This is a genomic window from Rhizobium sp. P28RR-XV, from assembly GCF_012641385.1.
Taxonomy (GTDB): Bacteria; Pseudomonadota; Alphaproteobacteria; order Rhizobiales; family Rhizobiaceae; genus Rhizobium.
Map to the genome: position 1 here is coordinate 125,479 of NZ_JABAIG010000006.1, position 25,011 is coordinate 150,489.

At 60.2% G+C, this 25,011-nt stretch carries 25 protein-coding genes; 10 read left to right on the plus strand and 15 right to left on the minus strand.

The genetic code is table 11. The annotated features are described in order from the left end of the window. Positions 1–20: 20 nt before the first annotated feature. Entirely contained in the window at positions 21–923 is a 903-nt protein-coding gene (locus HGP12_RS14365) for an NUDIX hydrolase (protein ID WP_168842248.1), read from the minus strand. Between the two features lie 53 nt (positions 924–976). On the opposite strand from HGP12_RS14365, the gene HGP12_RS14370 reads away from it, so the two are divergent. Then, entirely contained in the window at positions 977–1,699 is a 723-nt protein-coding gene (locus HGP12_RS14370; RefSeq protein ID WP_246703385.1) for an SMI1/KNR4 family protein, read from the plus strand. A gap of 119 nt (positions 1,700–1,818) precedes the next feature. Here HGP12_RS14370 and HGP12_RS14375 read toward each other — a convergent pair whose 3' ends face one another. Continuing rightward, positions 1,819–2,511: a GntR family transcriptional regulator gene (locus HGP12_RS14375; RefSeq protein ID WP_168842247.1), complete on the minus strand. Its 693-nt coding sequence runs from the start codon at positions 2,509–2,511 to the stop codon at positions 1,819–1,821. Positions 2,512–2,641: 130 nt separating this feature from the next. Here HGP12_RS14375 and HGP12_RS14380 point away from each other — a divergent pair, with 130 nt between their 5' ends. From HGP12_RS14380 to HGP12_RS14400, 5 genes are read left to right on the plus strand one after another with little or no spacing between them, the layout of a single operon-like run. Continuing rightward, positions 2,642–3,646: an ABC transporter substrate-binding protein gene (locus HGP12_RS14380; RefSeq protein WP_168842246.1), complete on the plus strand. Its 1,005-nt coding sequence runs from the start codon at positions 2,642–2,644 to the stop codon at positions 3,644–3,646. A gap of 52 nt (positions 3,647–3,698) precedes the next feature. Beyond that, the gene (locus HGP12_RS14385; RefSeq protein WP_168842245.1) at positions 3,699–4,508 is read left to right on the plus strand and encodes an ABC transporter ATP-binding protein; all 810 of its coding nucleotides are present in this window, start codon (positions 3,699–3,701) and stop codon (positions 4,506–4,508) included. Positions 4,509–4,511: 3 nt separating this feature from the next. After that, positions 4,512–5,375: an ABC transporter permease gene (locus tag HGP12_RS14390; protein ID WP_168842244.1), complete on the plus strand. Its 864-nt coding sequence runs from the start codon at positions 4,512–4,514 to the stop codon at positions 5,373–5,375. Positions 5,376–5,430: 55 nt separating this feature from the next. Further along, positions 5,431–7,167: an L-arabinonate dehydratase gene (araD, locus tag HGP12_RS14395; protein ID WP_168842243.1), complete on the plus strand. Its 1,737-nt coding sequence runs from the start codon at positions 5,431–5,433 to the stop codon at positions 7,165–7,167. 18 nt (positions 7,168–7,185) lie between these two features. Continuing rightward, positions 7,186–7,911: a ribonuclease activity regulator RraA gene (locus tag HGP12_RS14400; RefSeq protein ID WP_168842242.1), complete on the plus strand. Its 726-nt coding sequence runs from the start codon at positions 7,186–7,188 to the stop codon at positions 7,909–7,911. Between the two features lie 54 nt (positions 7,912–7,965). On the opposite strand, the gene HGP12_RS14405 is transcribed toward HGP12_RS14400, so the two are convergent. Continuing rightward, positions 7,966–8,514 (minus strand): DUF922 domain-containing Zn-dependent protease, encoded by a 549-nt coding sequence (locus HGP12_RS14405; RefSeq protein ID WP_168842358.1) that lies wholly within the window; start codon positions 8,512–8,514, stop codon positions 7,966–7,968. A 130-nt stretch (positions 8,515–8,644) separates the two neighbouring features. Then, on the minus strand, positions 8,645–9,181 hold the full coding sequence (gene recX, locus HGP12_RS14410; RefSeq protein WP_168842241.1) for a recombination regulator RecX: 537 nt from the start codon (positions 9,179–9,181) through the stop codon (positions 8,645–8,647). A 258-nt stretch (positions 9,182–9,439) separates the two neighbouring features. Here recX and HGP12_RS14415 point away from each other — a divergent pair, with 258 nt between their 5' ends. Further along, complete coding sequence (locus HGP12_RS14415) at positions 9,440–10,471, plus strand: aldo/keto reductase (RefSeq protein ID WP_168842240.1); 1,032 nt, start codon at positions 9,440–9,442, stop codon at positions 10,469–10,471. Positions 10,472–10,546: 75 nt separating this feature from the next. Here HGP12_RS14415 and HGP12_RS14420 read toward each other — a convergent pair whose 3' ends face one another. After that, entirely contained in the window at positions 10,547–11,581 is a 1,035-nt protein-coding gene (locus tag HGP12_RS14420; RefSeq protein ID WP_168842239.1) for an aldo/keto reductase, read from the minus strand. A gap of 92 nt (positions 11,582–11,673) precedes the next feature. Between HGP12_RS14420 and HGP12_RS14425 the strand changes: the two genes are divergently transcribed. After that, the gene (locus HGP12_RS14425; RefSeq protein WP_168842238.1) at positions 11,674–12,576 is read left to right on the plus strand and encodes a LysR family transcriptional regulator; all 903 of its coding nucleotides are present in this window, start codon (positions 11,674–11,676) and stop codon (positions 12,574–12,576) included. Between the two features lie 63 nt (positions 12,577–12,639). Here HGP12_RS14425 and HGP12_RS14430 read toward each other — a convergent pair whose 3' ends face one another. From HGP12_RS14430 to HGP12_RS14460, 7 genes are all read right to left on the minus strand, one after another. After that, entirely contained in the window at positions 12,640–13,299 is a 660-nt protein-coding gene (locus tag HGP12_RS14430; RefSeq protein ID WP_168842237.1) for a peroxiredoxin, read from the minus strand. A 112-nt stretch (positions 13,300–13,411) separates the two neighbouring features. Continuing rightward, complete coding sequence (locus tag HGP12_RS14435) at positions 13,412–13,996, minus strand: alpha/beta hydrolase (RefSeq protein ID WP_168842236.1); 585 nt, start codon at positions 13,994–13,996, stop codon at positions 13,412–13,414. Between the two features lie 79 nt (positions 13,997–14,075). Next, positions 14,076–14,252, minus strand: a complete 177-nt coding sequence (locus HGP12_RS14440; RefSeq protein ID WP_168842235.1) for a hypothetical protein — start codon at positions 14,250–14,252, stop codon at positions 14,076–14,078. A 51-nt stretch (positions 14,253–14,303) separates the two neighbouring features. Continuing rightward, positions 14,304–14,864 carry an FMN reductase gene (gene msuE, locus HGP12_RS14445; protein WP_168842234.1) on the minus strand — a complete coding sequence of 187 codons (561 nt, stop codon included), beginning with the start codon at positions 14,862–14,864 and terminating at the stop codon, positions 14,304–14,306. Between the two features lie 416 nt (positions 14,865–15,280). Next, positions 15,281–16,183: an NADP-dependent oxidoreductase gene (locus HGP12_RS14450; RefSeq protein WP_168842233.1), complete on the minus strand. Its 903-nt coding sequence runs from the start codon at positions 16,181–16,183 to the stop codon at positions 15,281–15,283. Between the two features lie 161 nt (positions 16,184–16,344). Continuing rightward, positions 16,345–16,767, minus strand: coding sequence for a DoxX family protein (locus HGP12_RS14455; protein ID WP_168842232.1), 423 nt, complete (start codon positions 16,765–16,767; stop codon positions 16,345–16,347). A gap of 108 nt (positions 16,768–16,875) precedes the next feature. Next, entirely contained in the window at positions 16,876–17,664 is a 789-nt protein-coding gene (locus HGP12_RS14460; protein WP_246703407.1) for a DODA-type extradiol aromatic ring-opening family dioxygenase, read from the minus strand. Between the two features lie 210 nt (positions 17,665–17,874). Here HGP12_RS14460 and HGP12_RS14465 point away from each other — a divergent pair, with 210 nt between their 5' ends. Beyond that, the gene (locus tag HGP12_RS14465; RefSeq protein ID WP_168842230.1) at positions 17,875–18,798 is read left to right on the plus strand and encodes a LysR family transcriptional regulator; all 924 of its coding nucleotides are present in this window, start codon (positions 17,875–17,877) and stop codon (positions 18,796–18,798) included. 225 nt (positions 18,799–19,023) lie between these two features. Further along, positions 19,024–20,460: a family 16 glycosylhydrolase gene (locus tag HGP12_RS14470; RefSeq protein ID WP_168842229.1), complete on the plus strand. Its 1,437-nt coding sequence runs from the start codon at positions 19,024–19,026 to the stop codon at positions 20,458–20,460. A gap of 158 nt (positions 20,461–20,618) precedes the next feature. Here the strand turns inward: HGP12_RS14470 and HGP12_RS14475 are convergent, their stop codons facing one another. The 3 genes from HGP12_RS14475 to HGP12_RS14485 all read right to left on the minus strand — a co-directional run bounded on the left by HGP12_RS14475 (position 20,619) and on the right by HGP12_RS14485 (position 24,785). Continuing rightward, positions 20,619–21,929 (minus strand): HlyD family type I secretion periplasmic adaptor subunit, encoded by a 1,311-nt coding sequence (locus HGP12_RS14475; RefSeq protein ID WP_168842228.1) that lies wholly within the window; start codon positions 21,927–21,929, stop codon positions 20,619–20,621. Further along, positions 21,926–23,665, minus strand: coding sequence for a type I secretion system permease/ATPase (locus HGP12_RS14480; RefSeq protein ID WP_168842227.1), 1,740 nt, complete (start codon positions 23,663–23,665; stop codon positions 21,926–21,928). Before HGP12_RS14480 ends, HGP12_RS14475 begins: the two co-directional genes overlap by 4 nt. 346 nt (positions 23,666–24,011) lie before the next feature. Further along, positions 24,012–24,785, minus strand: coding sequence for a siderophore-interacting protein (locus HGP12_RS14485; RefSeq protein ID WP_168842357.1), 774 nt, complete (start codon positions 24,783–24,785; stop codon positions 24,012–24,014). Between the last annotated feature and the right edge of the window lie 226 nt (positions 24,786–25,011).

Sequence of the window (25,011 nt, forward strand, 5' to 3'; positions counted from 1 at the left end):
ATTCTCAAGCTGAGCATATGTCAATTGCGGGAGAGCGGTAATTTCGTTCCGGCGAATTCGCGTTCCTCGAGGACGGCGCGGCGGAAGCGGAAGAGTTTGGCGGGGCGGCCACCGGTTTCGCTTTCAGTGCCACCGGTCTCTTCCACCAACTCCTGCTGTTCGATCAGACGGCGGAAGTTCTGCTTGTGCAGCGTTAGGCCCGCAAGCGCTTCCACGGTTTTCTGCAATTGCAGAAGCGTAAAATTCTCGGGCATGAGTTCGAAGACGACAGGGCGATACTTGATCTTCGCCCGCAGCCGCGCCATCCCGGTTGCAAGGATGCGGCGGTGATCGGCAAACATTGATCTGCCGAAATTATGCTTGAGGTCGCAGCCCGCCTCGGCGACGAGCCCTGCTTCGTAGAGCAGTTCATAGCGCTGCAGAACGAGATCCTCGTTCCATGCGGCGCCATTCAGTCCGAAGGTGAAATCGGCGCGCCGGCGACGCTGGTCGCGCCGCATCTGATCCTCGTCCATCCAGGGGGCGAGGCGAGCGGCGACGTCGTCGAGGATCGGCGGGTGCCCATTTCGATGATCTTCCCAGGGGAGATATTCGTACCAGCCGTGCCAGCCTGGCATGCCACCACCGGGAGCCGCCTGCTCGCGCACGAGCCCCAGATAGCTGATGGAAATCGTCCGTCCGCCGAGAATTTCGTTATTTCGATCGCGATCGGCAAACGTATAGAGCTGCTCCAGATAGCCGACAGGATGAGCCGTCTGTTCCTGAACCCATTCGCGCAAACCGCTCTGCAGCGTGCGGTGCCCGAGCTCGAACGGACCGGACGGCAAGGCATCGCCCGACCGCACCGTCATTACCCTTGGATCGCTGCCCGTAACGGCCGTCAGCACCGCGATCAGCTCGGCATGCGCAAGCCCGATGGTCAAGCGAACTCCATATCTTGTTTCAATCTATACTTTTCTCGCATGAAGAGCTGACGATGCCAATGCAGCCCGAGCGACGAAGACGACCACAAGAGCATCAAACCAGAGCTGCCGCCAATGGCCTCAAGATAAACTATCCAGACGCCCACAATTTTGAGCGGCAAAAGCGGGCATTGCACCGCTCGGCCGGATTAATATCTGTGGGTGCAATTTCTCAGCTAACTGTCGAGGATCGAGAAAAAATGACGCAGCCATTCGAAGATTTCGATCTCTCGGATTTCTGGGACGACAGCGAATTCGCCCGCAAAGAATATCTTGATGAGCCATTGACGGACAGTCTCCTTTCCTCCGTCCAGACACAACTGGGTTACAAGCTTCCGTCTGCCTACGTCGCGTTGATGCGTCAGCAGAATGGAGGAATGCCTATTCGCAGAGAACACAGGGTTGCGTCACCCACATCCTGGGCGAATGATCACATCGCAATTACTGGAATTTTCGGCATTGGATGCACAAAAGGGTCTTTGGCCAGCAGCATGGGAAATCAGTTCTGGATAGACGATTGGGATTATCCACCCATAGGCATATACTTTTGCGATTGCCCATCCGCCGGGCACGACATGTTATGTCTTGATTATCGTGAATGCGGACCCGAAGGTAAGCCAAGGGTTGTCCATGTGGATGAGGCGTTCGATTATCGTATTACGATGGTCGCCCAAAACTTTGAGACCTTCGTCAAAGGCCTAACCTCAGAATTTTCCTCTGCCGAACATGAGAAATAGCCGTCCAACAGCATGTCCGGTTGAGCGGCCAGAAACAAGATTCTCGCGTAGTTCATATTTGCCGTTGTTTGGCGTAGCTGCAATGCGGTGGCCTAAATGCACATCGCTTGCTTGCCACCCTAGCGACGGACATAATCCGGATATTGTTCACAAATCAGATCGATGATCGACAAGGTGCCGGAGAGATGCTTGCGCAGGGCGGCGGCGGCCGCCTCCGCATCGGCCGAACGGACAGCATCGACGACCGCCTGATGATCGACGATGATCTGCTCCAGCTTGCCAGGCATCGGCAGGTTCAGCATGCGCAGCCGGTCGATATGCACACCCTGGCGCCGGACGGTCGACCACAGGCCCAGAATGTCCGCCCTCTCGTAGAGCACCCGATGAAAATCCTTGTCGAGCGAATCGAACAGGTCATACGTCTCGGGAGACATGACATGCTTCTGGCGGACCAGAACGGTCTCCAGAGCCGCGGCCGTTTCATCCGGTGAATCCAGCGTCAGCCGCCGAACGGCTTCGAGCTCGATCGACAATCGCAGGAAGTGCGCCTCGATGGCGTTGCGGACATCGATCCGCGAGACGACGGTCGCATATTGCGGATAGACCTCGACCAGCCCCTCCTCCTCGAGCCGGATCAGCGCATCGCGCACCGGCGTCTGGCTGACATTGAATTCGCTTTGCAGCGAGATGCGCGACAGGACCGTGGTCGGCGGCAGGCTCATGGAAAGAATGCGCGATCTCAGGATTTCCAGGATTTGCGGCGCGACCTGACGGGAACGATCAAGGGCGAATTCCTTCGGATTGAGCTTCAACTGGCGACCTTTCTGATCAAGCGTATCCGCTCATTAAACACAAATGAGGGCTTGATGCACTGATACATTAGTGCTTTAGTTCGATGAAGCCAACTTCAATTCTCAAGAGTTGGATCGATGGGAGGAGCTAATGAGAGGATTTCTTCGCTGTCTGAGCGCAGTCGGCATGATGATTGCCGGCGGCCTTTCGGCCAATGCAGCCGAAAAGACGGATGTTTCGATCACGCGGCAGCCCGGCATTCTTTATCTCGCCAGCCACGTCATGGAGACGCAGAAGCTGATCGAGAAGCATGCCGCAGCCGATGGCCTGCAGGGCGTAAAGGTCGAATGGCGTACCTTCAGCGGCGGCGGCGCGCAGACCGACGCATTGCTTTCCGGCAATGTCGATATCGTCAATACCGGCACGGGCAATCTGCTGCTGCTTTGGGACCGCACCAAAGGCAAGGTCAAGGGCATCGTCACCAATTCGGCCCAGCCCGTCATCATGGTTTCGCGCGATGCGCGCATCCAGTCGCTGAAGGATATTCAGCCGGGTGACAAGATCGCCGTTCCGACCGTCGGCGTCTCGACGCAGGCAATCCTGTTGCAGATGGCCGCCGCGCAGATGTATGGCGACGACCAGGTGCACAAGTTCGACGCCAATACGGTGCAGCTCGGCCACCCGGACGCGATGGCGGCGCTCGCCAACCAGACCCATGAGGTCAAGAACCACTTCTCCGCCCCGCCCTTTCAATATCTCGAACTGAAACAGCAGGGCGTTCACAAGGTCGTCGATTCCCGCGACATCATCGGCGGCGAGTTGACCCAGGGCACCTTCTTCACCACGACCCAATTCGCAACCGCCAACCCGACCGTCATCAAGGCCGTGCGCGAGGCGACGGCCGAGGCCATCGATTTCATCAGGAAGGATCCGAAATCGGCGGTGGAGGCCTACAAGACGGTCAGCGGCGACAAGACAAGTGTCGACGACCTGTTGGCGATCCTCAACGAGCCGCACATGATGGAGTTCCGCATGGATCCGCAGGGAACCATGAAGTTCGCGGCCCATCTCTATAAAACCGGCACGCTCAAGACCATGCCCAAGGCCTGGACCGACTACTACCTGCCGGAAGCCGCCGATCTTAATGGCAACTGACGCCTGCGGGCGGCGCCAATGCCGCCTTCAAGCCATATCTTGGAGGAGCCCCATGCTTCAGGCAAATATTGCCGCCAACGCGCCGATGACGGAAAAGACGACACCGCTCCTGAATGTCGACAAGGTGACGCTTCGCTATAAGACGCCGAACCTGCTGATCACAGCGACGGAAAACGTCAGCTTCTCGGTTGCCCAGTCCGATCGCTTCGTCCTCCTCGGCCCCTCGGGCTGCGGGAAATCGACGCTGCTCAAGGCCATCGGCGGTTATATGACACCGACGACTGGGCGGATCGAGATCAAGGGGCAATCCGTCAAGAAGCCCGGCGCCGACCGCATGATGGTGTTCCAGGAGTTCGACCAGCTGCTGCCCTGGAAGACGGTTTTGGAAAACGTCATGTTCCCGCTGACGACCGCTCGCCGCCTGCCGCGCAGCGAAGCGGAGGCCATCGCCCGCGACTATATCGAGAAGGTGAAGCTCACCCGCGCAGTCGACACCTATCCGCATATGTTGTCAGGCGGCATGAAGCAGCGTGTCGCGATTGCCCGTGGCATGGCGATGCAGCCCGATATTCTGTTGATGGACGAACCCTTTGCCGCGCTCGATGCGCTCACACGCCGGCAGATGCAGGATGAACTGCTGCAGCTTTGGGAAGATACCCGCTTCACCGTCATCTTTGTCACCCACTCGATCGCCGAGGCGATCAAGATCTCCAACCGCATCCTGCTGCTGTCGCCGCATCCTGGTCGCGTCAAGGCCGAAGTGCGCGATGTGGAAACCGTCCGCGACGATCCCGCGGCTGCCGCCAAACTGGAGCAGGAGATCCATCACATGCTGTTTGCCGAACAGGGGCACAGGGAGTAATCCATGAGCACACCGCAGATCATCCTTGCCCCGCAGGCCGCCGAGGCAGCCGGACATATCGCAGCCGTCGAGCAGAAGCTCGGTACGATGGAGCTCCTGTGGCAGTCGGGCCTGTTCCGCAAATCATTGCTGATCGTCGCCCTTGCCATCATCTGGGAGGCCTATGCCCGGCATCTCGACAATCCGCTGCTGTTTCCGACGCTCAGCGACACGCTGACAGCGCTTTACGACCGGTTCGCCGACGGCGTGCTGCCGGCGCGCATCTGGACCACGCTGAAGATACTGGTGACGGGCTACATCTCGGGAACGGTCCTTGCTGCCGTGCTGACGGTCGTTGCGATCAACACCCGCATCGGCACCGACTTTCTCGAGACCATGACGGCGATGTTCAATCCGCTGCCGGCAATCTCGCTGCTGCCGCTCGCCCTCATCTGGTTTGGCCTAGGCCCCGCAAGCCTCGTCTTCGTGCTCATACATTCCGTGCTGTGGGCCGTTGCGCTCAATACCCATGCGGGCTTTCTCGGCGTCTCGCGTACTCTGCGCATGGTCGGCGCCAATTATGGGTTGACGGGACTTTCCTATGTCTTTCGCATTCTGATCCCCGCCGCGTTCCCGTCGATCCTCACAGGGTTGAAGATCGGCTGGGCCTTCTCCTGGCGCACCTTGATTGCCGCCGAGCTCGTCTTCGGCGTCTCCTCCGGCCAGGGCGGTCTCGGCTGGTTCATCTTCGAAAACCGCAACCTTCTCGACATCCCCTCGGTCTTTGCCGGCCTGCTGACAGTCATCGTCATCGGCCTTATTGTCGAAAACCTCGTCTTCCAGACGATCGAGCGGCGCACCCTGCTAAAATGGGGCATGAAGGAATGATGCGACGCCCGGATCTATCCCTTCGACCAACATTCGAATACAAGGCGCAAATACAATGAACAGCAGGAAGAAGCCCCAGGACTTACGCAGCGCCAGATGGTTCGCGCCGGACGATCTCAGGAGTTCGGGACATCGCTCGCGCACCATGCAGATGGGCTATGCACCCGAAGAATGGGCCGACAAGCCGGTTATCGCCATCCTCAACACCTGGTCCGACGCCAATCCCTGCCATGCGCATTTCAAACACCGCGTCGAGGACGTCAAACGCGGCATTCTGCAGGCCGGCGGCTTCCCGCTCGAACTACCAGCACTGTCGCTATCGGAAAGCTACGTGAAGCCGACGACCATGCTCTACCGCAACATGCTGGCGATGGAAGCCGAAGAGCTTTTGCGCTCGCATCCGGTCGATGGTGCCGTCTTGATGGGCGGCTGCGACAAGACCACGCCCGGCCTCGTCATGGGCGCTCTCTCCATGGGCCTGCCGATGATCTACCTGCCGGCCGGCCCGATGCTACGCGGCAATTATCGCGGTGAATATCTGGGCTCGGGGTCCGACGCCTGGAAATTTTGGGACGAGTGCCGCGCCGGCACCATTTCGGAAAAGGAATGGGTCGATGTCGAGGCCGGCATCGCCCGTTCCTACGGTCACTGCATGACCATGGGCACGGCGAGCACCATGACCGCCATCGCCGAAGCGCTCGGATTGACGCTGCCCGGCGCCAGCTCGATCCCTGCCCCGGACGCCAATCATATCCGCATGTCCTCGGCCGTCGGCCGGCGGATCGTCGAGATGGTCTGGGAAGATTTGCGGCCCTCGAAGATCGTCACGCAGGCCGCCGTCAACAATGCCGTCGCTGTCGCCATGGCGACGGGCTGTTCCACCAATGCCGTCGTGCATCTGATCGCGATGGCGCGACGCGCCGGCGTCCATCTCTCGCTCGACGATCTCGACACGGCCGGGCACTTAACCCCGGTGCTCGCCAATATCCGACCGACCGGCAAGACCTATCTGATGGAGGATTTCTACTATGCCGGCGGCCTGCGCGCCCTGATGGCGAAGCTCTCCTCCAAACTCGATCTCTCGGCCCTCACCGTCTCTGGCGTTGCCCTCGGCGAAACGCTCGAAGGCGCCAAATGCTACAATGACGATGTGATCCGCTCGCTCGACAATCCGGTCTATCACGAGGGCTCGCTAGCGGTATTGAAGGGCAACCTTGCGCCAACGGGCGCCGTCATCAAGCCCGCCGCCTGCGATCCGCGTTTCCACAAGCACCAGGGACCGGCGCTCGTCTTCGACAGCTATCCGGAGATGAAGGCGGCGGTCGACAACGAGGATCTCGACATAACGCCCGACCACGTCATGGTCCTGCGCGGCGCCGGCCCGCAGGGCGGTCCCGGCATGCCCGAATGGGGCATGCTGCCGATCCCGAAGGCGCTCCTCAAGAAGGGCCACAGGGATATGCTTCGCCTCTCGGATGCCCGCATGAGCGGCACCAGCTACGGCGCCTGCATCCTGCATGTTTCGCCGGAATCTCATGTCGGCGGCCCGCTGGCGCTGCTGCGCAACGGCGATATCATCCGCCTTGACCTCGAGGCGCGGCGCATCGACATGCTTGTCGACGAGGACGAGCTGCAGCGCCGGCGCGACGCCTGGGTCAAGCCGGCGGAAAAATACGGCCGCGGCTTTGGCTGGATGTTCTCGCGCCATGTCGCCCAGGCCGATACGGGCTGCGATTTCGACTTCCTGGAAACCAGCTTCGGCCCGACGCCGGGCGAGCCCGACATCTATTGATCTCAAAGGATATATCGCATGAGCAATTACGTTTTGAGCAGCGAGACGCGCGACAAGCTGATGGGCGTCGCAACACCGACGATCGCGACCGCGCTTTTCAAGCGCGGCTTGCGCAACCAGTTCATTCAGGATGTGCGGCCGCTCTCGCCGAAGAAGGCGAACATGATCGGCCAGGCTTTCACGCTTCGCTACATCCCGGCGCGCGAAGACTTGAACACGCTCGACGTTTTCCGCAATCCGGAGCATCCGCAACGCGCCGCCGTCGAACAATGCCCGCCCGGCTTCGTGCTGGTCATGGATAGCCGCAAGGATGCGCGCGCCGCCTCGGCCGGTTCCATCCTGGTCTCGCGCCTGCAGGTGCGTGGTGTGGCCGGCGTCGTCACCGACGGCGGCTTCCGCGACAGTCCGGAAATCGCCGCCCTTGATATCCCGTCCTATCATCACCGGCCGTCCGCACCGACCAATCTGACGCTGCATCAGGCGATCGAAATCAATGGCCCGATCGGCTGCGGTGACGTGGCGGTTTTTCCCGGCGACGTTCTCGTCGGCGACAATGAGGGCGTCATCGTCATTCCCGCGCATCTAGCCGATGAAATCGCCAGTGAGACCGTGGAGATGACGGCTTACGAGGATTTCGTCACCGAAGAGGTCATGAACGGTGCGACCATCATCGGCCTCTATCCGGCGACCAGCGACGCGCCGAAACTCAAATTCGCCGAGTGGCGGAAGCGGAAGGGCCGCTAAGCCTTGATCAGCTAGACGCAGCCGGTCGCGTACGGCTGGCTGCGTTTCTTACAGCTATTCCTCCCTGACCAGCTTCAGAACAAGCTGCTGGAGATTGCCGCCATCGCTGAATTCGACCTTGTCGAAGTCGCTGTTTTTCTGTCGCTCCTTGCTGGAAATCTCGCCGAGACGCTTTGTGAGTTCGACGCGGATTTTGGTGCATTTCGGGTCGTCGGCGACGGAGAAGCCGACGCTGACGGCTTCGATTTCCTTGACCATATCCTTGATGTAGCCGCCATGCACCCGCTCATGCGCCGCGACGCCTGCAATGAATTTCTGCCAGCTTTTGCGGGTCGAAGCGGGCAGTTGCGCCGAGGGTTTCGGCAAGGTGTAGGTGATCGTCAGCTTCGGTATGTTGACGGTGATCGTGCAGGCACCGTCCGGCTGCGGCTCGTATTTTCGTGTCCATGTCAGCTTGAAATCGGTATGGGCGATCGCTCTCACCTTTGGCCCGAGCAACGGGCCGCGTTCGCCGATCGAGTCGTAAAGCTCGCCGCCTGACGTTCCGGCAATCGCATAGGTCTTGGTCGTCTCCACCGCCTGCCAATCGGCATGGGCAGTCATCGGCAAAGAGGCAATGCACGTCGCCGCCACGAATAATCGAATGTCTGCTTTCACGAACTTCCCCTGCACGCCCCACTCAAGCGCGGCAAAGCTAGCGGCTGACCTTGGCTATTTCAATCAGCATTCGGCTTCAGAATGCCGAGGCCGACAGCAATAGCTCTTCGGCGTCTTCTCGTTCCATATCGAAGACCCTCTTGCCAACAGCGAAGCTGAAACCGTTGCGGGCGAAGGCGGAGAGTTCCTTTGCCTTGCGCTTCTCGTCGAGCTCGCCGCGCCGGAAGGGTCCGAAGCCACGCTTCCTGGCAAAGATGACAGCGGAATGGAGATCATCGACCTCTTCCACTGCTGCGACGACGGTTTCACCATCTATGCCCTTGGATGCGAGCTTGAAGGCGATGGCTTTCTTCGATTTGCCGGAACGAACTGCCGAACGCGTGCTGATCTCGGCGAAGGCGACATCATCGAGCACTTTCAGCTCATAGGCGAATTTGACGGCGAAATCGGCAAGCGCCTTGATCTGCGCATCGCTGATATCCTCGAATTTCTGTTTCGCCTTCTTGGCGATCGCGCCGGACAATTGCTTCTCGGTCATCATCCGGCGTTCGAGACGATAGATGGTGGAGTTGCGTGCCCAGGAGAGCATGCGGCTGGTCGGCGTTTCATCCATGCAAGGAGGCATTCGGCGAAAGAGGAATCATCACGGAGAATTTTACGCAAGCCAGGCCATTCAGGCAACGAATGCGCTTGGTAATCATGGGATGATTGGCTATGGTATTGCCGTGGCCCTGACGCTGACGTGGCAGGCGCCATATCTGATCGACGGTGGAGGCCGTCTCAAGCACCACATTGCTATGGATCACGGAGCCTGCAGCTCTTCCGAGAGCTTTGCCGATCGGCGCCAGCGCTCCGTTCAGAGGAGGCAGGAATGGATTATCGCAAGCTCGGCCCGAGCGGGGCCGTCGTCACGGCCTATTGCCTTGGCACCATGACTTTCGGCGCGGAAGCGGACGAAGCCGCGTCGCACAAACTGCTGGACGACTATTTCGCCTGGGGCGGAAATTTCATCGATACCGCCGACGTCTACAGTGCCGGCAAGTCGGAGGAGATCATCGGCCGCTGGCTGAAGGCTCGCCCGGCCGAGGCCCGCCAGGCCGTCATCGCCACCAAGGGCCGTTTCCCGATGGGCAACGGACCGAACGATCTCGGTCTGTCGCGCCGGCATCTCGGCCAGGCGCTGGACGATTCCCTGCGCCGTCTCGGCATCGAGCATATCGATCTCTATCAGATGCATGCCTGGGATGCCCTGACGCCGATCGAAGAAACGCTCCGGTTTCTCGACGATGCCGTGCGCGCCGGCAAGATCGGCTATTACGGCTTCTCCAACTATGTCGGCTGGCATATCGCCAAGGCCGTCGAGATCGCCAAGGCACGGGGCTATACGCGCCCGGTCACGCTGCAGCCGCAATATAATTTGCTCGTTCGTGACATCGAGCTTGAAATTGTCGATGCCTGCCTGGATGCCGGCATGGGCCTGCTTCCCTGGTCGCCGCTTGGCGGCGGCTGGCTGACGGGCAAGTACAAGCGCGATGAGACGCCGACCGGCGCCACTCGGCTTGGCGAGAACCCCAATCGCGGCAGCGAATCCTTTGCCCCACGCAACGCTGAGGAGCGCACCTGGGCAATCATCGCTGCCGTGGAGGAGATCGCCAAGGCGCGCGGCGTTACCATGGCGCAGGTGGCGCTTGCCTGGACGGCAGCCCGACCGGCGGTCACCTCCGTCATCCTTGGCGCCCGCACGCGTGAGCAACTTGCCGATAATCTCGGCGCAGCCGAGCTGAAGCTTACGGACGCGGAAATGGACAGGCTGAACCAGATCAGCGCGCCTCAGCCAGCTGCCTATCCTTACGGTGAAGGCGGGCGGAACCAGCGCCATCGCAAGATCGAGGGTGGTCGCTAAACGTGAGTTTGGCGGCGGCGCACACGTTTGCGCCACTGCCTTCATCCCAAACGGGCGAGGATATCGCCTGTCGCGTCAGACCAGAGGTGGGTTCAGTCTCGCGAAGCCTTCCTGACGCCGATACGGGAAATAGGGATAGGGAGCCGTCAGCTCGCTCACCTTGTCGAGCTTCTCGATCTGCTCTTTCGAGAGCGTCCAGCCGACCGCGCCGAGATTCTGGCGCAGTTGCTCTTCGTTGCGCGCGCCGATGATGACGCTTGCAACCGTCGGCCGGCTCAGCAGCCAATTGATTGATATTTGCGGCACGCTCTTTCCGGTCTCGCTCGCGATCTCATCCAGCACATCGACAATATCGAACAGCTTTTCGTCATCGACCGGTGGTCCGAAGGTCGCCGTTTCGTGCAGCCGGCTCTTTTCCGGTAATGGCTGTCCGCGGCGGATCTTGCCTGTCAGTCGGCCCCATGCCAATGGGCTCCAGACGAGGGCGCCGACATTCTGATCCCTACCCAGCGGCATCAGCTCCCATTCGTAGTCGCGGCCGGCAAGCGAATAATAGACTTGATGGGCGACATGGCGCACATAGGCGTGCTTTTCGGAAATGGCGAGCGACTTCATCAGCTCCCAGCCGGCGAAGTTGGACGCACCGATATAGCGGATCTTCCCCGCCTTCACGAGCTGATCAAGAGTGGAGAGTGTCTCCTCGATCGGCGTCGAGGCGTCGAAAGCGTGCAATTGCAAGAGGTCGATGTAATCTGTGCCGAGACGGCGCAAGGCAGCGTCGACCGATCTGATCAGCCGTGAACGCGAACTTCCCCAATCGGCAGGCCCGTCGCCCATCGGCAACGCTGTCTTCGTCGAGATCAGCACGGCATCCCGCCTGCCCTGGACCGCCTGGCCAAGCACCTCCTCCGACGCGCCCGCCGAATAGACATCGGCCGTATCGAAAAGATTGACGCCGGCCTCCAGGCAGATGTCGACCAGACGCCGCGCTTCCGTCGCATTCGTCGAGCCCCAGGCGCTGAAGAGGGGGCCGCTGCCGGCAAACGTGCCGACGCCGAAACTGAGCACGGGAACGCGCAAGCCGGAAGCGCCAAGATTTCTGTATTCCATCATCTGTCTCCTGTTGGTTGTTGATAGATAGACCGCCAAAGGAAGATGATATAGATTGCCGAAAAGAAACTGATTTGTGATTTCAATTCATCATGAGCCGCCAAGAGATCAATCGCTCCGGCGAGATGGAAGTCTTCGTTCGCGCCGTCGAACTCGGCGGCTTTACCGCCGCCGCCACGGCCTGCCGCATGACGCCCTCGGCGGTCAGCAAACTTATCACGAGGCTGGAAAGGCGTCTTGGCACCCGTCTCATCAACCGCTCGACGCGGCGGCTGCAGCTCACGCCCGAAGGCTGCGCCTTCTTTGAGCGGTGCCTTACCATCCTCGCCGATATCGCCGAGGCCGAACGCCATGCCTCGGCCGGAGAGCAGGTTGCCGGCCACATCCGCATCAATACCAGCGGCTCGTTCGGAAACCATGTGCTGGCACCGCTTGTGCCCGTTTTCATGGGGCTGCATCCGAATGTCTCGCTGGAGATCTTTCACACCGACCGGATCGTCGATCTGATGGAAGAGCGGGCCGATGTCGCAATCCGTGCCGGGCCGTTGAAAAGCTCCAGCCTGACGGCCCGCAAGCTCGGAGCAACGCGCAAGGTCATCGTCGCCTCGCCGGATTACCTGCGGCGGCACGGCACGCCCCGCTCTGCCGCAGAGCTGGAGAAACATTGCCGCATCGGCTTTGCCTATATCCGGGCGATGGAAGGCTGGCCGTTGCTGTTTGATGGCGAAATTGCTGTGATTCCGTCCGCACGCAGCCTGCAGGTGGGTGACGGAGAGGCGATGCGCCACCTTGCGCTCGGTGGCGCCGGCCTGGCGCGGCTCGCCGCCTTCACCGTCAGGTCGGATATTGCGGCGGGTCGTTTGATGCCGGTGCTGGAAGAGCGCAATCCCGGCGATGTCGAGGAATTCCATGCCGTCTATATCGGCCAGGGCGGCCCGCTACCGGCCCGCGTGCGGGCGCTTCTGGATTTCCTGCGGGAAAACGTCAGCCTATGAAATAGCTGATGCGGCCCTTGGGGCCGCATCGCTTCTTTGGCAAATTTCAGCCGCTTATCCGGATCAGGCAGCCGGCTGCCGGGTCTTGCGCAGATAGGGTAATACCGTGTCGAACGAGCCGAAACGGGTAATCGCGTCTTCGTTGGAGACGGCGGCGGTGATGATGACGTCTTCACCCTGCTGCCAGTTTGCCGGCGTCGCGACCTGATGCTTTGATGTCAGCTGGATCGAGTCGATTGCGCGCAGGATTTCGTTGAAGTTGCGGCCCGTCGTCATCGGATAGGTGAGGATCAGCTTGATCTTCTTATCGGGGCCGATGACGAAGACGGAGCGGACGGTGGCGTTGTCGGCCGGCGTGCGGCCTTCCGAGCTTTCGCCGGCGCCTGCCGGCAGCATGTCATAGAGCTTGGCGACCTTGAGGTCCTTGTCGCCGATCAGCGGATAATCGACATCGAAGCCGGTCGCCGTCTTGATGTCGTTCTTCCACCGGCCATGGCTTTCGACGGGATCGACGGAGATGCCGATGATCTTGACGCCGCGCTTGCGGAATTCGCCTTCGAGGCCGGCCATCGCGCCGAGTTCCGTCGTGCAGACGGGCGTGAAGTTCTTCGGATGGGAGAACAGCACGGCCCAGCCATTGCCGATCCAGTCGTGAAACTGGATTTCGCCCTGGGTCGTGTCCGCCGTGAAATCCGGAGCAATATCGTTGATGCGCAAACTCATTGTCTTACCTCCAAGTTCTGCCCCGTTGCACGCCTTCAATGCGCCGATGTGGGGTAGGATCAGAAAATCCGCCGCACAATGGCGTCGAACGTTCGATATGAAAAGCCTTCTTTTAAATGGGGACTGCGACTGCCGTCGAAAACCCTTGCGGCCGGCGATGCCTGCTGCGCGTCTTCAGTATGTCAAGGAAGCCATAACCGCTTGGCCAGCGCCCGAAGCCGCTGGCAATATTGATATGCCCCGCAAGACCGATATTGCGGACATCGGAATTCCACAGCCGGCCGAACAAGGTCAGCCGGTCGAGCCTCATATAGATATCGTTCAGGCTTCCGATGGTGATGCTGGGAAACGGCAGGGCTTCCGTCGGCATCGTGCCGAAGGAAAGATGTCCGGCATGCAGGGTTTCGGTCACTGGAATATCGCAGGGTGCGACAAGCAGCGCCCCTTTGACCCTTCGCGCGGCCGGCCGGCCGGCCAATCTTGCCGTCAATATGCAGCCCAGGCTGTGCGCGACCACATAGGCATCGCCGGCTTCTTCCAGCGCCGCCTCCAGCTTTTCCATCCAGCTGCCGAGACGGGGAAAGTCCCAATCATCCTGCTCGACCAGCCGGACATCTTGATGATCCTGCAGCCAGTGACGCTGCCAGTGCCCCTCCCCCGAGCCGAAAAGGCCCGGAACGATCAGTACTCGGGTCATGGAAGCCTCGCGACGAATGACGATAGGAAGCTCAACTCGCGACACGACATCAAAGGCGCATCCTTTCAGTACAGGGCTTTCAATACCAGGGCGCCGGCGTGGAGCACCAATAATAGATCTCGTAGTCGCGGGCGGAGAGCTCCCGGTCCCGTTCGGTAGACGCGATCCAATCAACGGGCCGCGTGCGAACATCCATCGTCTGCAGCGCAGGACCGGCAAAAATCGTCTTCAGGCGGCTGATGACATTCCATCTCATGTAATCGTCCATTCCGTTGACAAATCCGAGGCGTTCGGGCCTGACCGCCCATCATTCCGCAGCGGCAAGCCTCGTCACCGGATGCGGGAAAAAGGCCGAAAGTTCGCCGATGACCTCGTTGATCCGGCCGGCCAGTGGCTCGGACGAGACCTTGTAGTCGGTGAAATCGCGATCCGACGCATAGACCGCCGTCGGTAAGGTATGAGCCATGAAGAAGCCGAAGAGCGGCCGCAGCTGATGTTCGACCATCAACGCATGCCGGTCTCCGCCGCCGGTCGCCGTGATGATGATCGGCTTTGCCCGCAGCTCATGGGGATCGATGAGGTCGATCAAATGCTTGAACAGTCCGGGATAGGACCCCTTGAAGGTCGGCGAGCCAATGACGAGAGCGTCTGACGACACGATGTCATCGATCACGCGTCTCGCCTGATCGTCGAGATCCCTGCGCCATTGCGCCGATCCGAGCGAGGCGCCGACATCGTGCAGATCGTAAACCCTGCTTGTAAAACCATACCGCTCGCTTGCCAGATCGGCAACTGTCCGGACCAGCACGTGGGTCTTCGACGGCCTGTTGAAGCTGCCGGCAAAGCCGACGAGTTTGGGCGCACTCATCCTCATCCCTTTCGGAAATCACCTGCGTTTTCGATAATGCGAATATTGTCCACAAAAAAGGTAGATTAAAAGGAACAGCCATCTCTTGGGTTGGCGGAAACGGAAAATCTCTTTCCCGCCTCAGGACCTTCGGTGTGCCTATTTGGTTTGTCCGACTGGATTGGATCGGCGCGCAGAGATTTCAGCGCTCAGCCGCTGGATAAGGGCGAACATGGATGCCATCTTTGCCAAGCAGCGTGCATATGATGAAACACGTGCCACTGATTGTGACACGTGTTCGCAGTGATGACGTTGTCATCGATTGGCCGGCCTTCCGGCAGAGGCTATCGAACCAGTAAACGGAACCGATAGATCGTTTTAGCACCGCTCTGGACGGCGAAACAGCGAAGGCTGCGCTGCGAGCGATAGTGCAATGCTCAATGCCTGAGCACGACTTTACCTTGCGCTCCCCTGGCGACCGCATCTTGGGCCAGGCCCAATTCTTCCAGGGCAAAAACCTGCGAAATCGGTATCTCCAGCAGTCCCCGAACTGCCGCGTCGAGAACCGCGTCAAGCGTCGCGGCATCGGTTCGGTGGTAGAGCTCGTGGATGGTCACGCGGTTACCGGGATTGGCATCTTCGAGCACAGGAACGATGCTTGCGACCTGGCCGCCAGCAGCCACGTGTCCGATGAGGTTTTCGGCCACGGGCGCCGCGGCACTGATAGCATATTGAAAGGTGGGGCTCGTTGCCGGCACGGTAATGTCCAGACTTTCCCCGGCCAGTTCACGCGCCTCGCCCATCCGCTCGGGCCGCACGCCTGCGACCGGTTGGGCACCTATTTGCTTAAGATATTGGATGGCGGCGCGGCCGACGGAACCAAGCCCGCCCGAGATCAATACGCGGTCCCCTGCCTTGACACCCAAGGCATCCACAGTCTGTCGCCCGGTCAGGCCAGCCTTTACCAATGCCGCTCCCTGCTCGAAGCTCAGTGCGGCGGGCAGCCTGGCAACGGAAGTGGCTGGAACGAGCCCGAATTCGGCGTGTGCCCCTTTGCCATTCGCCGAAAAATCGGCAACGACGCGATCGCCAACCGCCAATCCTTCGACACCTTCGCCAATGTCCGAAATCGTCCCGGCGGCGTCGCCGCCCAGAACCGCCGGCAGCGGAAGCGGTATGTATCGGGCCATGAAACCCTGGCGCAAAATAAGATCGAAGGGATTGACGGCGGATGCTGCGATCTTGATCACAACCTCACCCGCACCCGGCTTTGGCATGGGAATATCGCCGACCTCGAATTGATCGATGCCACCATAGGATTTCAGAAGCACAGCCTTCATTGCCTTGTCTCCATGGGTTGTCGCGGCCTCCGCGGATTTCGGCTCTTGCGCTAGACGTCGAGGAGGCCAAGGAACGTGCGATCGGATCGGCAAGAGGCGCCGGCTGCTACTCAGATCGCTTGGATGACACACTCCCGTCGAATGACGGGAGCGCGTTGGCCCTATGCCCGCTCCGTGAGCGATACCTGCTTCGAAGAGGCGCGCAGGGTGTTGTCGAATGCCCAGCTGCCGGCACCGGCAAAGGCGATGTAGAGGAAGATGAAGCAAAACATGATGGCTGCCTCGCCCATGTTGAGCGCCGGCCAGAAGCCCTGGGGCGCATGCGCCATCCAATAGGCGGCCGCCATTTCGCCCGATGCGACAAAAGCGGCGATGCGCGTGTAGAGGCCGACGGTCATCAGCAGGCCGGTGACGATTTCAAGTGCGCCGGCGACGAGCATGATGGCGGGCAACGGGTAGGTTACGCCGGGAATTGCCGCCGGGAACTGGAAGAATTTCATGGTCGCATGCTCAAGGAACAGCAGCGCGGTGACGATCCGCAAAATGGCGAGAACGTGAGGGGTCCATTTCGTCGTGTTCAACATAGTCCTTCTCCTGAATGGCCGTTGAGATCGTCAAGCGGCGGTGGCTTTGAGTTCGAGATTTTCCGTCCGGAGTTTCATCATCGCTTGAGTGCGGCGTCGACGGGTCGCTCATCCCGGTTCTCCATGGGACGGTATCGACGCTGGTGCATCGCCGAAGCGGAAGCTCGAGGCGGTAAGCCCGCCTGCGAAATCGGTCTGATGGTAGGTGACGGCCCCGGCTTCGTCCCCGGCAGCGCCGACGGCCACCATAAGCGGAATGAGGTGATCCTCGCGTGGATGTGCCGCGCGTGCGGATGGTGCCTGTTCCCAATCGAGCAACAGCTTTGCACGCTCATAGGCAGACGAATGGACCAGCGTCTCTTGCAGCCAGGCGTCGAACTGCCTGGATGGCTCGTAACCCTCTTTCCCGCGCATCGCCGGAAGATTGTGGTAGCTGAGACCGCTTCCGATGATCAGAACGCCCTCATCGCGCAACGGCGCCAGCGCGCGCCCGACTTCAAGATGCAGAGCGGGATCATAGCTGGTGTCGAGCGAAAGCTGGACGACGGGAACGTTTTCTTCCGGGTAGAGCGGCTTGAGAATGCTGAAGGTGCCATGATCGAAGCCGCGGGTCGGATCGAGCTCTGCCGCGAGGCCGCGCCCGTTCAGCAGCGCCCGCACCCGCCTGGCAAGCTCCGGCGAGCCCGGCGCGCCATATTTGATGCGATAGAGATGCTCCGGAAAGCCGTGATAGTCGTAGACCATCCCCGGCTGAGCGCCCGACGAAATGGCGAAGCCCTGCTCTTCCCAATGGCCGGAAACGACCAGGATTGCCTGCACCGTATTGCCGAGCTCGAGGCGCATATCGATCAAGGATTGCTCGAGTTTGTCGAAATTGCTGCGGAAATCGCCGGTCATATAGGGCCAGGGACCGCCGCCATGGCTGATGAAATAGGTCGGAAGACGAAACTTGTTCACGTGTTGCATCCTTTTCGAGGCGACGGCTATCCGCCTCAAGACCGGAAGGGATGATGAGCCGAGAAGCGTCGCGCAATGCAAACTAACCTTTCATCATCATTGATCAATCCAGCTTACATTGAAGAAACATTTCCTCTATGTTGATGATCCATGGATACATTGATGAGCATGCGGGTCTTTTGCACGGTGGCTGAGCTTAAAAGCTTTACGGCTGCGGCCGATCGCCTTGGTCTCTCACCCGCGATGGCGAGCAAACATGTGATGCACCTGGAAAATCGGCTGGGCACGCGCTTGCTGAACCGAACGAGCCGGCATGTCAGCATGACGGAAAGCGGCACGCTCTACTTCAACCAGAGCCGGCAAATGCTTGACGGCCTCGACGAAGTCGAAGCGGCTGTCAGCAACGTTACCGTCATGCCGCGCGGAACCTTGAGATTAAGCGCTCCGGTGTGGATAGCAAATGCGCTCGTCGCTCGCGCGCTTGCCGAATATCACCAGCGCTATCCCGACGTGCGCTTCGACATCGATCTCAGCGGCCGGATCGTCAATCTGGTCGACGAGGGCTTCGATCTTGCCCTGCGCGCGACGGCACCGGGGCGGCTGGATCCCAGCCTTGTCGCACGTCCGTTGCTGCAGCTTCCATTTCACCTTGTAGGATCCCCTGCCTATCTCTTGCGGACCGGGCGTCCCACCGAAGTGGCCGATCTCAATGGTCACTCGCTCCTGGCCTATAGCGGCATGAACGCCAACGGCAATTTGACATTCGATGGGAGGAAAGGCCCTGAAACGGTGAACTTCCGCCCCGTCATGCAGAGCGAAAACGAGATCATGCTGCATCTGGCAGCGTTGGAAGGCATGGGGCTGGTCTTTCTGCCGGTATGGATGACGCAAGCTGACATCGCCGATGGCCGCCTGGAAATGGTTCTGCCCGAGGATGTGACGTTCAAGGCCACCCTGCATGCGGTCTATCCCACCAGGAAATATCTTTCGGCCAAAGTTCGCACTTTCATCGATTTCCTCGCTTCCCGAAAAAGCCTTTGTCCGATGTCGGCCGAAATTGAATTGGCAAAATAAGCTCCTTGTTTTGCAAAACGACTTCAGGGCGGCATTGCAAATAGAGTGCATCGGAAGCGGGCATTTCCACCCAATCAGCCCGTCTCGCTCCTATCCTTGGCTACGGCGAAAAAACTTGCCGCAGGGGCTGGGCAGAAAAGCAATGCACGCTATCTGATGCATATGAGTGGGGAGAAATATTAGATCGGTTGAGGAGCTGATCCGGCAGCAAGGAAGAGGTTTCTCATGCCCAATTCAGTTTTGAATGCTCTTGGACAACCGCTTTACTATAGCGGTACGTCGACAGGTTTCTTTTCCGCCACCGGCTCGGGACCGACGCTCTACGGGACCGCCGGCAATGATTCCATGTGGGGCGACAACACCGTCAACGTGACGATGATGGGCGGCACCGGCGACGATATCTATTATCTCTATTCGAGCAACAATCGGGTCTATGAAGCTCCCAATGCCGGCATCGATACCGTCAGCACCTGGATGGATTACACGCTGCCCGCCAATGTCGAAAACCTTACCGTCACGGGCGACAACCGCCACGCCTATGGCAACGACGCCGACAACATCATCACCGGCGGCAGCGGCAGCCAGACCATTGATGGCCGCGGCGGCAACGATGTGCTCATCGGCGGCGGCGGGGCCGATACCTTCCTCATCACCAAGGGCAACGGCAGCGATCTCATCACCGACTTCAGCGATGACGACAAGGTCAGGCTCAACCAATACGGCCTGACGTCCTTCGATCAGGTCGTCAGCCATTCCACCCAGGAGGGCGCCAATCTTCGGCTCGACCTCGGCAATGGCGAAAGCCTGGTCTTCGCCAACAAGACCGTGTCCGACCTTCACGCAGACCAGTTCCAGCTGGGGCTCGACAGAGCGTCGCTGACGCAGACCTTTTCGGATGATTTCAATACGCTTTCGCTGCATGAGGGAACGCAAGGCACCTGGGATGCGAAATATTCCTGGGCACCGGACAAGGGCAGCAGCCTGAACGATGAGCTACAATGGTACATCAATCCGTCCTATGCGCCGACCGCATCCGCAAACCCGTTTTCCGTCTCGGACGGCGTCCTGACGATCACGGCGAAACAAACGCCGGATGCATTGAAGTCGATCGTCGAGAATCATGATTATACATCGGGCCTTCTGACCACCCACTCCACCTTCTCGCAGACCTATGGCTATTTCGAAATGCGAGCGGAGATGCCGCACAACCAGGGCGTCTGGCCCGCATTCTGGCTGTTGCCGGAGGACGGCTCCTGGCCGCCGGAACTTGATGTGGTGGAGATGCGCGGGCAGAACCCCACCACGGTGAATGTCACGGTTCATTCGAATGCCACCGGCGAGCACACGAAGACGTCCATTCCTGTGGAAGTGCCAAGCACCAACGGCTTCCACAATTACGGCGTGCTTTGGGACAAGGATCAGATCGTCTGGTATTTCGACGACGTTGCCGTCGCCCATGCCGATACGCCCGCCGATATGCACAGTCCGATGTATATGCTGGTCGATCTCGCGGTCGGCGGCGTGGCGGGCATCCCGACGGATGGGCTTCCGAACGGATCCGAGATGAAGATCGACTATATCAAGGCCTATTCCCTGGAGGATCATACCGCCCAGCTCTCCGCCTCGGCTCAATCCGCCCACACGACGGACTGGCATATCTGATCGGTCTCGGAACTCGAAGCATTTCAAATGCGGCCGTTCGATGGAAATCGGACGGCCGCTTATTTATTGCATAATTTCAAAGAGTTATAGCGCCTTAGCGCGTCTTAAAAGACACGCAGCGCTGTAATATCAGCACGCGGGATCGGGGAAGGGCGGCCTTATTCCTCCCTGAAGGCGCGTCTGATCTGATCGGTCATCGGCTTTGTCAGGTAGGCTAGAACACTTCTCTCGCCCGTCTGCAGGTAGGCTTCGACGGGCATGCCGGGCAGCGGCGTAAGCTGCCCCAGCCTCTCCCATTCCTGTTTTGCCACCTCGGCCCTCACGACATAATGGCTTTGGCCGGAACGCTGGTCCGTCACCAGATCCGCCGAAATGGTGTCGACATGTCCGTTCAGCTCAGGCGTTATCCGCTGATTGAAGGCGGGAAAGCGCAAGGATACTGCCTGCCCGACACTGATCTGGTCTATATCCTGCGGCGCGAGCTTCAGCTCAGCCACCAGCGCGTCCTTGTCCGGAACGATCTGCAGGATCGCCTCGGCCGGCGAAACGACCGCGCCCTCGGCATGGATGCTCAATTGATCGACGATCCCTGCCTGCGGCGCCTTGAGGTCGATCCGCTTCAGATCGTCCTCGGCCGCAATCAGCCGCTCGGAAAACTGGCCGCCGTCGCTCTCCGCCTGGCGCAGCTGATCGGAAACTTCCGAACTGTGATCGGCATCGATCTGCAGGATCTGCAGCTCGGTTTCCGCGATCTTGCCCCTGGTCTGGGCGATGGACGAGACGAGATTGCCCAGATCGCCGTTCAGCGAAGCGCTTTCACGCTGAAGGGAATAGACTTTCGTCGCCGAAATAATGCCCTGATCGAGCAGGCCTTCAAGGCTGCCGAGCTCCTTGGCGATAAGCGCGATTTCGCGTCGCTTGCCCTCTTCCTGCGCCACAAGCCCCTCGATCTCCTGCTTCAACTGTTGAATGCGCTCGTGCAGCTGCGATTTTTGGCCCTCGCGCGATGCGTGGCGATCGAAAAAGAGCCGGCGTTCGCCGGCCATGATCGCCGCGACACCTGCGTCGTCGGCGCCCGAGAGCAGGTCGGCGGGAAAGGCGATGTCCTGCCGGCCGTCGCGCTCTGCCGTAAGACGCGCCGTGCGCGCGGAAAGCTCGTTCAGCCGCTTACGGATGATCGCAAGGTTGGCTTTGGTCTGCGTGTCGTCCAGCCGCACCAGCACCTGGCCGGCCGCGACATGATCGCCGTTCTTCACCAGGATCGCGCGGGCGATCCCGCCCTTCAGGTGCTTCACCGGTTTCACATAGCTGTCCACGACAAGCGCGCCCGAGGCAATCACCGCCCCGGAAATTCTGGTCGCCGCCGCAAGACCGCCCATGACGCCGAACAACAGCACTATAGCCGCCACCACCAGCAGGGACAGGCGGTGGATCGTCCGGTCGGTCGGTGGCGAGGCCTTCTCGGTCATCCGTGCGTCTCCCCGCCGGCAACGGCAAAATGAGTCGTTCCGACTTGCTTGGGCGACGGCCCGAGAATGTCTTTCTTGGGACCGAATGCCCGGACCTGGCCACCGGCAACGATCATGACGGTATCGGCAACGGCCAGAGCGCTTGGCCTGTGGGCGACGACAATCGCGATACCGCCGCGCTCGCGCACGCCTGCGAGAGCCTCAGTCAGCGCCGCCTCCCCCTCCGCATCCAGATTCGAGTTCGGCTCATCGAGAACGACCAGGAACGGATCACCGTAAAGCGCTCTCGCCAGGGCGATGCGTTGCCTCTGCCCGGCCGAAAGGCACGATCCGCTCTCGCCGATCCTGGTATCGAAGCCATCCGAGAGCTTGACGATCATGTCGTAAACGCCGGCCGCCTTCGCCGCAGCGATGATCGGCTCGGTACGCATATCCTCGGCGAAACGGGAAATGTTTTCGGCGATCGAACCGTCGAACAGGTCCACATCCTGCGGCAGATAACCGATATGCCGACCAAGTTCGTCGCTATCCCATTGGGATAGAGCGGCACGATCGAGCCGCACGGCGCCGATGGCAGCCGGCCATAGGCCGGCAATCGCCCGCGCAAGGGAGGACTTGCCCGATGCACTCGGGCCGATGACGCCGAGCACCGTCCCCGCCGATATCTTGAACGATATATTGCGCAGGATGAGATCGCGGCTGCCCGGAGAAGTCACGCTGATGTTCTCGACGCTCAGCTCGCGTGACGGCGGCGGCAAAGCGAAGGCCTGCTGCCTGGGCGGCACGGCGTCGAGGAGTGCGGCAAGTCGCGCCCAGCCCTGCCGCGCGGCGACAAGGCTTTTCCACTGGCCGATCGCAAGCTCGACGGGCGCCAGCGCCCGCGTCAGGAGGATCGAACTGGCGATGATGATGCCACCCGTCGCCTCCTGGCGAATGACGAGGATCGCCCCGACAGCAAGAACGCCGGACTGCAGCATCATGCGCGCCATCTTGGCGGCAATGGTGAGCGCCCCAACGATCGTGCTCGCCGCCAGTTGATGCCGGAGATAGTCGTCGTTCATGGCCGCCCATTTCTCGCTCAGACGGCCGACAAACCCCATGGCAATGGCCGCCTCCCAGTTGCGTCGCGCCGCCTGGGCAAAACCGAGGCGCACGGCCGAAGACCTGGCGGCCTCCCGGGCCGGTCGACGCGAAAGCAGTTCGGCAAGCAAGGTAATGCCGACCAGCAAGAGAGCGCCGCACAGAGCCGTGAAGCCAATCCAGAAATGGAACAGAAAGCAAAGGATCAGATAGAACGGCACCCATGGCAGATCGAAAAGCGCCGTCGAGCCACTGCCGGAAAGGAACGCGCGGATCTGCTCGAGATCGCGGACCGATTGCAGGCCGTCGTCCGATGTCTGCTTCCTGGTCGGCAGAAAGAGAAGCGAGCCGAAGACTCGCTTGTTCAATCGTTCGTCAAGCGACATGCCGATGCGAACAAGCAGCATGGAACGCAGGAACTCGATAACGCCTTGAAACAGAAACAGGGCCACGACGATGATGACGAGGCCGGACAATGTCGGCAGGCTGCGGCTCGGAATGACCCGGTCATAGACCTGCAGCATGAAGAAGGAGCCGGTCAAGGCCAGCACATTGATGGCGGCACTCGCCAAGGCGATGCCGACGAGGGCCTTGCGAAGCGCCGACAGCATCAACGCGACGAATGTCTGCGGGGGGTCTTTCGGGACGGCAAGCACTTGGCTCTATCCTCAACATTGGCCGCCGCGCACGGCAGGAATTTACATGACGTCCAGGCACCGCCTCCCGCTCGGCGCCATGGACCTGCAAAGCGATCATGATGATTTCCGCCACCGTTCCCGCTTCGCGCCTAACCTTCGGCGATCCCATGCAATTTAGGAAGTCGAAATCTATCTAGAATGCAGTTTCGGTGAACCCAAGCTTATCATGGAACGCCTTATCCCTTTACGGGACAATTGCGCCATGAAATGGGGCAGCAGCCGGTTCCGGCAAGATGCCTGACCCATCAACATTGGGACGAGCAGGCGGCGTCCTGCCGCCCGCATCCCAAGTTCAATCGAAAGTTTAGTCGAATTTCTCCGTCGTATCCGCCTCGCCCTTCACCCAATAACCGGATGCCTTGATCCAGCTCAGCGGATAGCCACGCTCCTCGACGAGGTGGGAACGCAGGGCGCGCGTGACGGAAGCCTCGGCCGCTATCCAGACGAAAGTGCCGGGCTGCAGGTCGACAGACTGAAGGATTTCCATCAGCGCGGACGGATCGGTTGCCTCCGAAAGAGGCCGATACGCCCAGCGCATATCAAGCTGCGCCTCGCTTTGAAAAGCCTGGTGTTCGGCAGCGCCGACAACCGCTGCGATGGCCGTTATGCGCGCACCCACCGCGGCCTCCTCGATCCGGCGGCCCATGGCCGGCAATGCCGTTTCATCGCCGAGAAGCAACCAGTCGGCGATATCGCGCGCGACGACGGCCGACCCGCGAGGGCCGCCGATCTCGAGCCTGTCGCCCGGCCGCGCGTCGAGCGCCCATTTGGTCACCGGTCCCGCCTCGTGAATGGCGAAATCGATGATGAGCGTGCGCGCATCGGTATCGTAACGGCGAGGCGTATAGTCACGCCGCTCCATCTCCTCACCCGTGCCAGCTATGAAAATCTTGATGTGATCGTCGGGCGCCAGGCTGACGAAATCAGCCAGGTCATCGCCTGACAGTTGCATGCGCAGCATACCAGGCGTGATCCTGTCGACGGCAGTTACCGTCAGGGAGCGTCGCTTCAGCTCATGGCGCACGCGCTCGATCCTGAGGGCCGAGACATTCGGATTGGAGTTTTGAGGATTGTCCATCATGTGTCCTTTCGAGGCGCTCGATATCGATCCGCAGGACACAGTCGCGCAGACCGAAGCCGCAGAGCCGTTCGATCATACGCGTTGAGTGACGTTAACGCTTACGTGGCCGAGCAAGGCCCGGCCAATCTGACGTTTTTATAGAAGAAGAGCTCGCGCCCTGCAACGAAAAGATGATAATTCAAGACAAGCTTTTTGACGCATCGGATCGCAAGACGATCGCAAT